This window comes from Streptosporangium sp. NPDC087985 (assembly GCF_044741965.1).
In the GTDB taxonomy this organism is placed as follows: Bacteria; Actinomycetota; Actinomycetes; order Streptosporangiales; family Streptosporangiaceae; genus Streptosporangium.
Genome location: NZ_JBIUTQ010000003.1, coordinates 42,834 through 56,541, shown reverse-complemented (window position 1 = coordinate 56,541; position 13,708 = coordinate 42,834). Strand labels below are relative to the sequence as shown.

14 protein-coding genes and 1 pseudogene are annotated in these 13,708 nt (G+C 69.3%); 10 read left to right on the top strand and 5 right to left on the bottom strand.

What is annotated here, in order from left to right; genetic code table 11:
• Window positions 1-91: 91 nt before the first annotated feature.
• The 4 genes from ACIN94_RS09135 (at window position 92) to ACIN94_RS09120 (ending at window position 5,736) form a co-directional block, all read left to right on the top strand.
• Window positions 92-658 (top strand): YbhB/YbcL family Raf kinase inhibitor-like protein, encoded by a 567-nt coding sequence (locus tag ACIN94_RS09135; protein ID WP_400701871.1) that lies wholly within the window; start codon window positions 92-94, stop codon window positions 656-658.
• 183 nt (window positions 659-841) lie between these two features.
• A complete protein-coding gene (locus ACIN94_RS09130; protein WP_400701868.1) occupies window positions 842-2,353 on the top strand; it encodes a hypothetical protein in 1,512 nt (503 codons plus the stop codon).
• A 71-nt stretch (window positions 2,354-2,424) separates the two neighbouring features.
• Window positions 2,425-4,671: a SulP family inorganic anion transporter gene (locus ACIN94_RS09125; RefSeq protein ID WP_400701865.1), complete on the top strand. Its 2,247-nt coding sequence runs from the start codon at window positions 2,425-2,427 to the stop codon at window positions 4,669-4,671.
• 69 nt (window positions 4,672-4,740) lie between these two features.
• On the top strand, window positions 4,741-5,736 hold the full coding sequence (locus tag ACIN94_RS09120; protein WP_400701862.1) for an NAD-dependent epimerase/dehydratase family protein: 996 nt from the start codon (window positions 4,741-4,743) through the stop codon (window positions 5,734-5,736).
• A gap of 90 nt (window positions 5,737-5,826) precedes the next feature.
• On the opposite strand, the gene ACIN94_RS09115 is transcribed toward ACIN94_RS09120, so the two are convergent.
• Both ACIN94_RS09115 and ACIN94_RS09110 read right to left on the bottom strand, forming a co-directional pair.
• The gene (locus tag ACIN94_RS09115) at window positions 5,827-6,510 is read right to left on the bottom strand and encodes a response regulator (protein ID WP_400701859.1); all 684 of its coding nucleotides are present in this window, start codon (window positions 6,508-6,510) and stop codon (window positions 5,827-5,829) included.
• Window positions 6,507-7,661 carry a sensor histidine kinase gene (locus tag ACIN94_RS09110; RefSeq protein ID WP_400701856.1) on the bottom strand — a complete coding sequence of 385 codons (1,155 nt, stop codon included), beginning with the start codon at window positions 7,659-7,661 and terminating at the stop codon, window positions 6,507-6,509. Before ACIN94_RS09110 ends, ACIN94_RS09115 begins: the two co-directional genes overlap by 4 nt.
• 177 nt (window positions 7,662-7,838) lie before the next feature.
• Here ACIN94_RS09110 and ACIN94_RS09105 point away from each other — a divergent pair, with 177 nt between their 5' ends.
• From ACIN94_RS09105 to ACIN94_RS09095, 3 genes are all read left to right on the top strand, one after another.
• A complete protein-coding gene (locus tag ACIN94_RS09105) occupies window positions 7,839-8,069 on the top strand; it encodes a hypothetical protein (protein WP_400701853.1) in 231 nt (76 codons plus the stop codon).
• Window positions 8,070-8,217: 148 nt separating this feature from the next.
• Complete coding sequence (locus tag ACIN94_RS09100) at window positions 8,218-8,640, top strand: STAS domain-containing protein (protein WP_400701850.1); 423 nt, start codon at window positions 8,218-8,220, stop codon at window positions 8,638-8,640.
• A 102-nt stretch (window positions 8,641-8,742) separates the two neighbouring features.
• A complete protein-coding gene (locus ACIN94_RS09095; RefSeq protein ID WP_400701847.1) occupies window positions 8,743-8,871 on the top strand; it encodes a hypothetical protein in 129 nt (42 codons plus the stop codon).
• Between the two features lie 179 nt (window positions 8,872-9,050).
• Here ACIN94_RS09095 and ACIN94_RS09090 read toward each other — a convergent pair whose 3' ends face one another.
• The 3 genes from ACIN94_RS09090 to ACIN94_RS09080 all read right to left on the bottom strand — a co-directional run bounded on the left by ACIN94_RS09090 (window position 9,051) and on the right by ACIN94_RS09080 (window position 10,756).
• Window positions 9,051-9,779, bottom strand: coding sequence for a class I SAM-dependent methyltransferase (locus tag ACIN94_RS09090; protein WP_400701844.1), 729 nt, complete (start codon window positions 9,777-9,779; stop codon window positions 9,051-9,053).
• Between the two features lie 147 nt (window positions 9,780-9,926).
• Window positions 9,927-10,541: an HAD-IA family hydrolase gene (locus ACIN94_RS09085; RefSeq protein ID WP_400701841.1), complete on the bottom strand. Its 615-nt coding sequence runs from the start codon at window positions 10,539-10,541 to the stop codon at window positions 9,927-9,929.
• Between the two features lie 2 nt (window positions 10,542-10,543).
• Window positions 10,544-10,756, bottom strand: a complete 213-nt coding sequence (locus ACIN94_RS09080) for a hypothetical protein (protein WP_400701838.1) — start codon at window positions 10,754-10,756, stop codon at window positions 10,544-10,546.
• A 330-nt stretch (window positions 10,757-11,086) separates the two neighbouring features.
• Here ACIN94_RS09080 and tnpA point away from each other — a divergent pair.
• From tnpA to ACIN94_RS09065, 3 genes and pseudogenes are all read left to right on the top strand, one after another.
• Window positions 11,087-11,486 (top strand): annotated as a pseudogene (gene tnpA / locus ACIN94_RS09075) (IS200/IS605 family transposase).
• A 6-nt stretch (window positions 11,487-11,492) separates the two neighbouring features.
• Window positions 11,493-12,782: an RNA-guided endonuclease InsQ/TnpB family protein gene (locus tag ACIN94_RS09070; protein ID WP_400701835.1), complete on the top strand. Its 1,290-nt coding sequence runs from the start codon at window positions 11,493-11,495 to the stop codon at window positions 12,780-12,782.
• A 40-nt stretch (window positions 12,783-12,822) separates the two neighbouring features.
• A complete protein-coding gene (locus tag ACIN94_RS09065) occupies window positions 12,823-13,602 on the top strand; it encodes an aminoglycoside phosphotransferase family protein (protein WP_400701832.1) in 780 nt (259 codons plus the stop codon).
• The last annotated feature ends 106 nt before the right edge of the window (window positions 13,603-13,708 follow it).

Here is a 13,708-nt window from a genome sequence, read left to right as displayed (position 1 = left end):
TTTGATTCTGTCCGATTCCCGAGCATTTCCGCGCCCTGGAACCTCGCGATCCGGTCTGCGCATCTTCCAGACCCGCGTAGCATCATCGGGCATGGGGCAGCCGAACACGTCTACGCGCCGCCCGCGGCAGACCGTCGGGACGGTGCTCGCCGCGGCGCTTGTCGCTGTCTCCTCCGGCTGTGGCATGGTGGGGAGTTCCGCCTCCGCCGACAGACTGCAGCTGGAGCCGATCAGCGTCTCGAGTCCCCGGCTGAAGGACGGCGCTCCTCTGCCATCCGGATACTCCTGCAACGGTTCGGCCGGCAATCCGCCGCTGCGGTGGTCACGGGTGCCGGAGAGCACCAAGTCCGTCGCGCTCGTGGTGGACAACAACGCACGTACCGGCGGAGAGGTGAACTGGGTCGTGTTCGACATCGACCCGCGCACCAACGAGCTGGCCGAGAGCAGCGTCCCGGTGGGAGCCGTCGAGGGAAGCACGACAGGCGGCAAGGTGGGCTATACCCCTCCATGCCGCGCCAGGGAGAACTATCGTTTCACCGTCTATGCGCTCAACGGCAAGGTCGACCTCAAAAAGGGTGCCTCCCTCGACAAGACCTTGAAGAGCATCGCGGACAAGACGATCGCCTGGGGGCGGCTCACCGCGACGCACATCGAGTGACAGCTCAGACACCGGAGGTATTAGTGCTTACCGATTCTTCACGTAGGGTGTGACAACGCTCATAGTGGTCCGACACAATCAGATCCAATGTCCGAGCGCAGGTGATGCAAGGGGGCAGGTCGCGTCGATGGCCGCGCGACCTCACCGGCGCCGCTGGAAGGCCATGGCCTTGAGGGTGGTGCAATGATCGCGGTCGTAATGAGTTTGGTCGCCGTCGTGCTCCTCGTGCTCGTCGTCGTGGCACTGGGAATGCGGTCGATGAACCGCAGGGAGAGCGCACTCCCCGCAGAGCGCCTGCGCGAGATGGCGGAGAAGGAGGCGCAGACGCCCGTCACGTCCATCGACGACTTCGCCACGCGTGAGCCGAAGATGAACCACTTCTCGCCCGATCTCACCCCGTTCGACGAGCCCAAGCCACCGCGCCAGCCGCGCCCGGCGAGCTCGCGCGGCAAGAGGGGTATGAACGAGTTCGGTCAGGCCGACGACTACGACGACGACTACTGGACACGGCTCCAGGCCGACGAGGGCGGTTTCGGAGGCTCCCTGGGAGCCCGGATGGGCGCCAGCCGTCCCGTCGAGGAGAACGATCCGTTCCAGGCGAACGCCGACTCCGCCACCGTGCAGGTCCCGCTGCCGAGCAAGACCCCGTCTCCCCGGATGGACGCCGACGCGGTGACCACGCAGGCACCGCTGCCGAACAGGACTCCGGCGCCCCGGCCCGCACCCACACCCGCACCCGCATCGGCCTCCACCTCTCTGCCTTCGGGTCTCGCCGATCTCATCGGGCCGGTGCAGCCGAACCCGGCCCCCACGAGCGCAGCGCTCGCCGAGCAGAGGACGGTCACCTTCGCGGCCCCCACGCCCGGCGCCTTCGGCGAGAGCCGTCCCCCGCGCTCGAGTTCCCGCAGGAGCAGAGGCAACCGCAACTCCGGTTCGGGCCCGGGCAACGGCGGTCCTTCCCGGCCCGACCCGTTGAGCGACCCGCTGGGCGGCTCCTACCCGCGCGGCACGGGTCCGGCGACCTCCAGCGGCTCCATGCCGGCGCTCGGCGGTTCTCCGAACCCGGAACCCGGCATCGGATCGCTCACCCCGATGCCTCCGATGGGCCCCACGACCAGCGGCGGCTTCCCCGTGGCGCCGGGCACGGATCCGTTGTCGGGGTCGCCCTACGGCACCACGCCGCCCCCGCCCACCTCCGACAACCCCTGGGCCCAGGCCACCGCTCCGGGCTCCGGAGGCTGGCCGGCCGCCAACACCGCCGACATCCTCGACGACCCGGCGCCGTCCTACAACTCGTACCAGGCGCCGGTGTACAACGCCCCGCCGGCGGCTTCCTACGAGGTCAGTTCCGGCTGGGCCACAATCGACGACGACGCGCTCACCGGCCCGACTCCGGCGATCTCAACTCCGACCGGCCCCTCCCGCAGCGTCTCTCCCCACGAGGGCCGCCCAGTCGAGGCGCGACCGGGCGGGGGCTACGGCTATGACCCCCACCAGCAGTCCACCCCGGCGCCGCCCGCCGCCTGGCCTGACCCCGCCCCCGGCGGGGGTGACGGTACCAACACCAACTGGCCGAGCTACGGCGACCTTTACGGCGCTCCCCCCGCCGCCACCCCCGAGGGACCGGGCCATGCCGACTCCCGGGGCAACCGCCGCCGACCGCAGGAGCCGGACTACCCCGACTATTACCGCTGATTCCCCCCTCCCCCGGTAAAGACCTCCGGCAACCGCTCAGGCGGGGGAGGGTGGAACCGTAGAGTCTGCCCATGAAGGCAGACACGGATAGTGGCGCGGTTATTACGGAAAGTCATTTCACGTCCGTAGTACGGCACGATCTGCCCGCCTCTCTGGTGGTCTTCCTGATAGCGGTTCCCCTGTCGCTGGGCATCGCGGCGGCCTCGGGAGCCCCGCTTGTGGCCGGGCTCATCTCCGCCGTGGTGGGGGGCGTGGTGGCGGGTTACCTGGGCGGCTCCGCCGTCCAGGTAAGCGGTCCCGCCGCCGGCCTCTCCCTGGTGGTCGCCGACCTGGTCACGACGTACGGCTGGCGCGCCACCTGCATGATCACTTTGCTGGCGGGTGTCCTCCAGTTCCTCCTGGGGCTGTTCCGGTTCGCCCGCGCGGCGCTGGCGGTCTCCCCCGCCGTGGTGCACGGCATGCTCGCCGGGGTCGGCGCGGTGATCGCACTCTCCCAACTTCACGTCGTGCTGGGAGGCAGCCCGCAACGCTCCGCCATCGAGAACCTGATCGAACTGCCTCAGCAGATCATCCACAACCACAACCACGCGGTCTTCGTCGGCCTGCTCACCATCGCCGTCCTGATCGGCTCGGCCCGGCTGCCGCAGCGGCTGCGGACCGTCCCGGCGCCGCTGACGGCCCTGCTGGTCGCCTCGGTGACCGCCGGGGTGTTCGGCTGGGACGTCACCCGGGTCGACCTCTCCTCGGCCATGAGCGAGTGGGCTACACCGATCTGGCCGCGGGGCGACTGGCACGCGGTCCTCGGTGCGGTGCTGCTGGTCGCCTTGCTGGCCGGGGTGGAGTCTCTTCTCTGCTCGGTGGCCACCGACAGACTGCACGACGGCAGGCGGGCCGATCTGGACAGAGAGCTCACCGCCCAGGGCGTGGCCAACATGGTGACCGGCGCGCTGGGCGGCCTGCCCGTCGCGGGAGTCATCGTGCGCAGCGCCGCCAATGCCCGGGCGGGGGCGCGCAGCCGCTGGTCGGCGATCCTGCACGGCGTATGGATCCTGGTGCTCACGGTCTGCCTGGGACAGACGATCAGGCTCATTCCCATGGAGGCGCTCGCCGCGCTGCTGGTCTTCATCGGCGTCCAAATGATCAACATGGGGCACCTGCGGAACCTGCGCGGCCACGGCGAGGTACGGGTCTACGTCGTCACCATGGCCGGGGTCGTACTGCTTGGCCTCGCCGAAGGCATACTGTTCGGCCTCGGCCTCGCCGCGCTGTCCGCACTGCGCCGCCTCACCTGGATCACCGTACGGGCCACGCCCGAACCCGACGGCCGCTGGCATGTGCTGATCGGCGGCTCCCTGACCTTCCTCGGCGTGCCGAAGCTCACCTCGGAGCTGCAGGCCGTCCCCGCCGGAGCCGCGGTCCAGCTGGACCTGAACATCGACTTCATGGACAACGCGGCTTTCGAGGCCGTCCATGCCTGGCGGCAGGACCACGAGCGCGGCGGCGGCATCGTGGACATCGACGAACTCCACGACGAGTGGTACGCCATGGCCGCCGGCGGCGCCCGGACGCTCCGGGCCAAGACACCGCCGCGCGCACCGGAGCGCTGGTGGCTGCCCTGGGCTCACCGGCGGGGACGGCCCGGCCCCCAGGGGGCGCCGGTCTCGGCCCCGCACGCGCCGGCGGCGGGCAGCCCCGCCGTACCGGACCTGCTCGCCGGGGCACGGGAGTTCCACCGTAGTACGGCGCCGCTGGTCCGTCCGTTCCTGCATGCGATGGCCCGCGGGCAGGAGCCCTCCCACCTCTTCATCACCTGCGCGGACTCCCGGATCGTGCCAAACCTGATCACCGCCAGCGGTCCGGGGGACCTGTTCACCGTCCGCAACCTCGGCAACCTGGTGCCGCGCCGGGGCACGGCCTCCCCGGACGACTCCGTAGCGGCGGCGATCGAGTACGCAACCGAGACGCTCAACGTCCAGACCATCACGGTCTGCGGCCACTCCGGCTGCGGGGCCATGGCCACCTTGCTGGACGGCGGCCCCAAGGCGGCGTACAGGACCGCTCTCGACCGCTGGCTACGTCATGGCAACCACAGCCTGGCCAGGTTCGTCGCCGGCGAGAGCGACGGCGCCGACAACGGCCCGCTGGACCGCCTCTGCAGGGTCAACGTAATCCAGCAACTGGAGAACCTGCGGACCTATCCCGAGGTGGACCGGCTCGTCCGCGCGGGACGCCTGCACCTGGTGGGCCTCTACTTCGACATCGCCACGGCCCGGGTCCACGTCCTCGAAAGACCAACGATCCCCGCCAGTCCGCTCTGAGCGTACGGCTTGCGCCAGGGGTGAAATCTCATGGCCTCCTCCCTGGACGGGGACGAAGAATGAGCCGCCATGAGAACTCTGATCATCGGCGGTTCGGTCTTCCTCGGCCGGGCGATCGCCGAGGAGGCGCTGCGGCGCGGGCACGAGGTCACGACATTCAACCGGGGCAGGAGCGGCACCGACCTGCCCGGTGCCGAGGCCATCAGGGGTGACCGTGGGGTCACCGAGGATCTGAAGCGCCTGGCGGACGGCAGGGAGTGGGACGCCGTCATCGACGTCTGCGGGTTCGTCCCCCGCATCGTCGGGGAGTCGGTGCGCGCGCTCAACGGCAGGGCGGCCACCTACGCCTTCATCTCCAGCATCTCGGCCTGCGCCGGCTGGCCGGGGGCGGTCGACGAGAGTACGCCCCGGTTCGAGTGCGCCCCGGACGCCGGTCCCGAGGACGGGGACTACGGCACGCTCAAGGCGGGCTGCGAACGGGCGGTGGAGCAGGGTTTCGACGGCAACGCACTGATCATCGAGCCGGGCCTCATCCTCGGCCCGCACGAGAACGTCGGCCGGCTGCCCTGGTGGCTCACCCGGATCGCCCGGGGCGGTCAGGTGCTCGCCCCGGACGACCCGGACATGGCGATGCAGCTCATCGACGCCCGCGACATCGCCGCCTTCACGCTGACCCAGGCCGAGGCGGGGGTGAACGACCGCTTCTTCACCAGCGGGGTCCAGGGCAACATCACCTACGGCGACTGGCTGGCCGAGTGCCGCGCGGTGACGGGCTCGGACGCGGAGTTCGTCTGGGTGAAGGACCGGTTCCTGCTCGACCGGAAGGTCGAGCCGTGGACGGAGCTGCCGCTCTGGGCCCCGGAGATCCCCGAACTGACCGGGGCGTGGCTTCCCTCGTCCGCCAAGGCCCACGCGGCCGGGCTGCGCTGCCGCCCCGTCACCGAGACCGTCCGCGACACCTGGGCCTGGCTCCGCGACATCCCCGTGGAGGAGCGTTCCTTCGGCAGGCATGGCATCGATCCCGGGAAGGAGGCCAGAATTCTCGCCGAGTGGGCCCAGAGATGACACCGCTGGAGGACCGCCACGGGGACGTGGAGTCCGGAGCCGGACGGCTTGTCGGCGTGGGCGCCCGTCCGGGGCCGGCCCGCCGATCCGTCACTCCTGGCCGTCGAGAAGCCCCGCGTCGTGGACCAGCAGCGCGATCTGGACACGGTTGTTGAGACCGAGCTTGGCCAGGATGGCGGAGACGTGGGTCTTGACCGTGGGGACGCTGAGGTAGAGCGCGGCGGCGATCTCGGCGTTGGACCTGGCCTGGCCGACCGCGAGGGCGACCTCGTGTTCGCGGTCGGCCAGCAGTGCCAGGCGGTCTCTGGCGTGGGTGCGACGCCGGTCCTGGCCCGCGTCGGCGACCCGGGCGATGAGGCGCCGGGTCACCGCCGGAGACAGGACCGGATGGCCCCGCGCCACCTGGCGTACCGCGGTCACGATCTCCTCGGGCGGGGTGTCCTTGAGGAGAAACCCGGCGGCTCCGGCACGCAGGGCGCGCAGGACGTGTTCATCGGCGTCGAAGGTGGTCAGAACGATGACCTCCGGCGCGCGGCTGCGGTCGCGCAGGATCTCGGTGGCGGTCAGCCCGTCCATCGCGGGCATTCTGATGTCCATCAGGACCACGTCGGGGGCGTGCCGGTCGACCAGGGCGAGCGCCTGTGCGCCGTCACCCGCCTCGGCGACCACGCGGATGTCGGGGGCGCCGCCCAGCATCATCACCAGGCCGGCGCGGACCAGCGGGTCATCGTCGACGATGATCAGGTCAACCGTCCAGGGCTCGGATGCGGTCATGGCGGCCATGGTAGCCAGGCCGCCAGCCGCCAGCCGCCTCCGGCGGTGGGGCCGTGCTCCAGGCGCCCGTCGGCGAGGGCGACGCGTTCGGCCAGACCCACCAGCCCCTGACCGGGCCGCTCGCCGGGCATGGGCGTGAGGTCAGAGGCGGCGTTGTCCACCTCGACGGTCAGTCCCCGGCCTGGTGCCCCCGTCAGGCGTATGCGCACCTCGGCTCCGGGGGCGTGCTTGCGGGCGTTGGTCAGGGCCTCCTGCACGATCCGGTAGGCGGTGCGGCCCACTCTGTCGGGGACGTTCCCGGTGATCTCCTCACCCAGGTCCACCCGCATCCCGGCCCCGCCTGACTCCTCAGCGAGCTGCCGGACGTCGGCGAGGGTGGGCTGGGGCAGCTCGCCGACCGGGGCGCGGAGAACGCCGACGACCTCGCGCAGGTCCTGCAACGCCTGATGGGCGCTCTCCCGGATCACCTTGGCCGCGCGGGCGACTTCCTCGGCGGAGGCATCGGGGTGATACTCCAGCGCGCCGGCGTGCACGCTCAGCAACGACAGCCGGTGGCCGAGCACATCGTGGATCTCCCGGGCGATCGCCTCACGGGCCTGGTGCTGGGCCTGCTCGGCGCGGAGGAGCGCCTCGGTCTCCGCGCGGGCGGCGCGGTCGCGCAGCGACAGGGCGAGCCGGCGCCGGTGGTGGATGAACAGACCCCAGCCGACCGCGGCGCCCTGGAGCGTGACACCAAACGACAACAGCAGGAAAGGAGATGTATCGGGCTCGGGGCGGAGCGCGACGTAGACGAGGGCCGTAAACAGGCTCAGCGCGAAGACGGCCGCCGTGGTCCGTGGGCGACGGTGCACCGCGACCGTGAACAGCGCCACCAGCATCGCACCGGCGACCATCTCGGAGAGGGCCGACAGGACGACCAGCGCCACGGCGAGCTCGACCGGTCGGCGGCGGCGCAGCCAGAGCGCGGCGCAGCCCAACGTGCCGACGAGCTGGTCGAGGTTGAACAGCCATGCCCCGGACGGGGAGGACGCCTGCAGCCGCTCGGCGGCCGTCAGGATCCCAAAGGCCACCGCGAGCAGGAACAGGCAGATGTCCACGGCCCAGTCGCGGGAGCTACGCCGGGGCGCGGGCGCGGTCACAGATCCGTTCATCTTTCCGAGAGCCTACGGTCCGGGAGAGGATCTCGCCCGCTGCGGGCATCGGGCGATACCAAAGTCGCGGCGGGCGATACCTCTGTCGGCCGTGACGGCCGGAACGGCTACGCCGGTCGAGGGGGGAGATCCCGATGGCCCATCCCCGGCAACGGCGGCGGTCCCTAGCGTCGAGGCATGCGCAAAGCCATTCAGCTGCTGGGGATCGTCATGCTCCTCCAAGGTGTCAGCGGAGCCATCGACCATCTGGCCTTTCAGCCCTTCCTCGGCCTGTTCCTCAACCTCTTCAACCGGGTGATCGTCAGTCACGTGGACTTCCTGGCCGAGCACGCCCTCTACGCGAACCTGAGCCTGGCGACCCTTGGAGTCGTCGTGGCCGTCGCCGCGGACCGGGCCCGGCCGTCATGACGTCCAACGGCATGCTCGCCCGGTTGACGAGGAAAGTCCTGATCCCGGTGGAATCACCGCCGGCTTTACCCCCTGTGTCAGTAGATTCCCGGCACTGATAAGAAGACTTGTGGCCTGCCCTGGAACCTGCAGGCGTGAGGAGTCTGTCATGTTGTTCGGGGCCGGGCGTGGCCCGGCGTTCACCCTCTCGTGCGACGTGCACGAGAGGGCGACCGTCATCCGGGTCGGCGGAGAGCTCGGATTCCACTCCGCTCCACTTCTCCGGGAGCAGCTGGACCGCGCCTGGGGGTCCGGTACGGCCTTTCTCATCGTGGACCTGACGGATGTCACCTTCTGCGACTCGGTCGGACTGAGCGAACTGGTCTCCGCCCTGCAGCACAGCGAGGCCGTAGGTACCCCGTTCGTGCTCAGCGGCGTGCACGGCTACCTTGAGCGCGTGCTGACCATCACCGGTCTCCGCAAGGCCTTCGAGGTCCACCCCAGCCCCGAGGACGCGCTGCGCCAGGTGCCCCCGGCCCTGCCCGGCAGACGTCCCGGCCCGCCGGATCCGGTTGAGGAGTCCGGTCCGTAGGAACATGGCGCTTCCGTCGCACCAGACCGTCACCCCGGCCACCTCACCGCGCATCTGCGCTCCCTCGGCGTCACCGCCTTCGGCGTCGACCTGTCGCCGGAGATGATCGCGCTGGCCCGCGACGCCCATCCAGGGCTCCGCTTCGAGGTGGCCCGGCTGGTCATCGCCCCGGGCGAGGACCCCCAGCGGGGCTTCCCACAGGCCCACCTCCTCGCCCGCCGTACGGCCTAGACCGCTCCGGGAGACGGCCCGCTGTCCCCTCTCAATGGATCTGAGCCATTGAGTAGGCATGTGCCTGTGGTGGGCGACGTTGCCGTCACCTCGCAGACCCTGAAGCGGCAGCGGAATGGACTATTGGATGTCAGCATCGGCTACCGCCGCCAAGAGAGGAACTCGCGTCTACGTAGTAGTCACCACGGGCGCAGTGCGAAGAACACGAACTCTCGGCCGGGCCGATCGGGCGCGCCGCGGACTTCTTGAACAGCGTAGCCCTGCGCGACCAGCGTTGCCTCGACCTCGTCACTCTCCCGGAAACGTAGCGTCGAGTCCGACGTCAACACCGTCCCGTCCGAAGCGAAAACGTACGTCCAACGGAACGTCACCAGCGGCCCGGTGAGGTCGATCACCTCTACCCAGCTCTCGACCGCGCCAACGCCCTGAAGCTGCGTGATCTTGTGCGACGCCGCGTGGTTCCAGTCCTGCCACGCACGTTTTGCCGGATCGCGCGTTTCGAAGACGAGATGTCCGCCGGGCCGCAACGCGTCATAGACCCCGCGCAATGTTCCCGCCCAATCCCCCGGGTCAATGATCTCTTGGGCGACGTTCGCGGTCATGGTGGCAAGGTCGACCTGCATCGAGGGCAGCGCTGTCGCGTCACTGCGGATCCACCGCACACGCTCGCTGCCCGGCTTGGCTCGCGCGACATCGAGCGAGCCGCCGGCCGGGTCAACACCGGTGACCTCGAGGCCGCGAGCGGCCAGAAGCAGCGCGAACGTGCCTGTTCCGCACCCGACGTCCAGCACGCGATGCGCACCCAGCTCCCCAGCGATGGCGACGTATACGTCGAGGTCGCTGCGGTCGGGGTCGAGCTCGTCGTAGATAGCAGCCAGCCGCGGATGCTCGAATATCTCGTCAGCCATGCAGACCACCGTACGTTTTGACCTCACGCCGCGTAGAGAACTCCGTGATCACACAGGCCGGTGCCTGTCTTGTCTACGGGACTCTCAGCCGATGAGCGGCCTCATCATTTGCCGGCCGCTCGTAGTCGCTTCCGTATACCCCCCTGACTATAGGTCGAAGAGCGGTGAGAGGGCGTCGCGGAGATCTTCGAGTTGGCGGTAGTGCAGGGCAGTCATCCCTATTTCGCGGGCCGCGGTGACGTTGGCAACGGTGTCGTCGATGAACAGACAGCGGTGGACCGGCGCCCCGACGTGTTCGGCGGCGATGAGGTAGATCCGCGGATCAGGCTTTGCGACACCGACGCGGGCGGTGTTCACCACAGCGTCGGCGAGGTCGTCCAGCCTCTGCCGAGCAAGATCTGCCTCCAAGCGGGTAGTCGCGTTGGATACCAGGGCAACGGTTGCGACTTCGCGGACCTTGGTGAGAAGGGACACCACCTCTTGGTCGACGAGGGGGACGAGCTCAGACCAGGCGGTGACCACGGTGTGGGCGCGCCCCAATGATCCACATGCATTGGCGAGGTCTGCGGCCACCGCAGAGCGCCATTGCTCATCGGTGATCTTTCCCGTGATCGCGGGGTGCAGGCGGGACGGCGTGAAGGCCGCTGCCGCGAGCGCGCCCGCGGGGAGTCCATGGGCGCGCTCGAGATCATCGGTGGCGGGCCAGTGCCGGAGCACGCCGTCGATGTCGCAGAGCACAGCGTCATAGGGGAGGACAGCCATGATCAGAACTCCTTGGTGGTGGTTGTCCGACGGCTGACGTGGGCAGCGTAGATCATCCAGCCCCCGGTGGAGGCGTGTTGCCAGGCGACGGCAACGTCGATGTGAATGCCGATCATGCGAGAGAGCAGAGCGGCGGGGAGTTCGATGACGAGTTGGAACAGCGCGGTGGTACGCGCCTGACCAGGTTGGATGCCGAAGTCCTTGAGGCGTTGCACGATGGGAGGCGCGGATCGCCTCCCGGCCCACCGTCTGGGCGCCCGGCGGGTAGGCCATCACCGCGTCCTGTCCGTAGAGTGCGGCGACCCCGGCCCCGTCACCGGGTTCACCTCCGACGGCCACCACATCCTGGAAGGATGGTGAAGATCACCGGTATCGAAGCCAGCGATCGGAGATGCCGGGTGCGGACCCCTGGTTTTAGCCATGGTGGTAAGCCCGGCGCGGGAGGGCCGCCAGGCCCGAGCGTGCTCTGACCTAATGAGAGTTCTCCTTGATGGGTAGTCGAATCTTTGAGCGGTAGATAGCTTCCTTCTGCATACTGACTCAGTGTGACCGTGACGCTCCGGACGAACGGCAACATCGCCTTCCAGTGCGCGTTCCACGTGGTGTGGTGGCCCCAAGTACCGGCGGCGGGTTCTGGGTGGTCGGATCGGAGAACGGCTTAAACAGTTGATCCGTGAGGTGATCGAGGAGAAGGGGGCGTGGCCGGTGGAGCTCGAAGTCCTGCCCGACCACGTTCACCTGCTGGTCGAGGTGGACCCCCAGTTCGGGATCCACAAGCTGGTCAAGGCCATCAAAGGCCGTACCTCTCGCCTGCTCCGCGAGGAATTCCCGGCGCTGAGGTCGAAGCTGCCGACCTTGTGGACGAACTCCTACTTTGTGGCGACCGCGGGTGGTGCGCCCCTGGATGTGGTCAAGCGCTACGTCGAGAACCAGAAGAACCGGTGATCGCCGATGCTTACCGGACGCAGGTACCGCCTGGACTTCACCCCCGAACAGGGTGAATTCGCCGAACGCATCGGCGGGGTGTGCCGGTCGGTGTGGAACACCGCGCTGGAACAGCGCCGGATCCACCGTCGGCGCGGTGGGTGGATCGGCTACCACGACCAGGCCCGCCAAGTGGCGGAGGCGAAAGATGACTTCCCCTGGCTGGCCGAGGTACCCGGTCACTGTCTCCAGCAGGTGTTGATCGACCTGGATCAGGCGTGTGCCAGGCACGGCACGTGGAAAGTCCGCTGGAAGTCGAAGGTCGGCAACCCGCCGAGCTTCCGGTTCCCCGAGGGCGGGAAAATCACGGTCGAGCGGCTCAACCGGCGCTGGGCGCGGGTGAAGCTGCCGAAACTCGGCTGGGTCCGCTTCCGGATCACCCGCCCGCTCGGCGGGAAGGCCAAGAACGCCACCGTCAGCCGGGACGGCGAGCACTGGTATATCAGCTTTCTCGTCGAGGACGGAGTCACCCCGCCTGAGCGGCACGCCGACCCCGGCAGCGCCGTGGGGATCGACCGGGGCGTGGTCAAGGTCGTGACCCGCTCGGACGGCCGCTTCCACCACCAGGTGTTCGCCCGTGACCGGGAGGTCGAGCATGCCAGGAAGCTTCAGCGGGACTTCGCCCGGACCACGAGGGGATCGGCCCGGCGGAGGAAAGCTGCCGCGCGGGTCGCCGGCATGGTGCGGAGGGTCCGCAGACGCCGGGAGGACTTCGCCGCCAAGACCGCCCATACCCTGGCCACGGGCTTCGAGATGGTCGTGTTCGAGGCGCTCAAGACCAAGAACATGACCGCTGGTGTCGAGCCCAGGCCAGACCCTGAGCGGCCGGGCGTGTTCTTGCCGAATGGGGCCGCCGCCAAGGCCGGGCTGAATCGGTCCATCTTGGACAAGGGCTGGTACCGGATCGAGCTGGCGACCCGTAGTAGGGCCCGGTATACGGGCACTCACGTGATCACTGTCAGCCCGGCGTACACGAGTCAGACGTGCAACGTGTGCAAGGTGGTGGATCGGAAGTCCCGCGAGAGCCAAGCGGTCTTCCGGTGCACCTCTTGCAGACACACCGAACACGCCGACGTGAACGCCGCCAGGAACGTACTCACCGCCGGGAGGGCGGAGTTCGCACAGCCCGGACCGGGTGTGCGAGCTGGGGCGCGCGAACCACGCCACCGCGTGGGCCGGAAGGCCAACCGCCTAGCAACAGCAGCGCAGACCACCGCAACAGCGGCGTCCGGGCTGGCTGGAATCCCCCGGCTTTAGCCGTGGGGAGCGCTTCAAAGACCAGGAGGGAACGCGACTGATGTCCGATCGAGAGATTCTGACCGGTGGCGGCGTCAACGAGGTCGTGCGGATCGGTGGGACCGTGCGACGGCCGACCGGACCGTGGTCACCCCTGGTCCACGACCTGCTGCGGCACCTGCGGGCGCAGGGCTTCACGGCGTCACCGGCGGTGCACGAGGTGACCGAGGACGGCTTCGAGATCCTGGACTTCCTTCCGGGTGAGGTCAGCAACTACCCGCTCACCCCTGCGGCCGCGTCCCTGGAGGCACTGGAGAGCGCCGCCGAACTACTGCGTTCCTACCACGACAGCACCGTGGGGTATGCCCAGGACGCGGCCGACGGCTGGATGCTGGCCGCCCGGACGCCCGCCGAGGTGATCTGCCACGGCGACTACGCCCCGTACAACTGCGTCCTCGACGGCGACAGGGTGGTGGGGATCATCGACTTCGACACCGCCCATCCCGGCCCCCGGCTCTGGGACATCGCCTACGCCGTCTACCGCTGGGCCCCCACCACCGCGCCCACCAATACCGACGGCTTCGGCACGGCCGAGGAACAGGCCCACCGCGCCCGACTCTTCTGCGACCGCTACGGGCTCGACGCCGCCGGCCGCGCCGGCCTGGTCGACACCGTCATCGCCCGCCTGCACGCCCTGGTGGACTTCATGCGCGCCGAAGCCGCCTCGGGCAACACGGCCTTCGCGGGCCACCTGGCCGAGGGGCACGACCTGCTGTACCTCGCCGATGCCGCCTACATGGACGGACAGCGGGCCGTCTTCGACCATCGGCTCGGCCTTTGAGACCGTACGGCACCGCCTTCCGCACCTCGGTGACCGGCGCGGTGACCTGCTCGACGGCTTCGGCCCGGCTCAGGCGTGCGACGGCCGGGACACATCGGTGCGGATG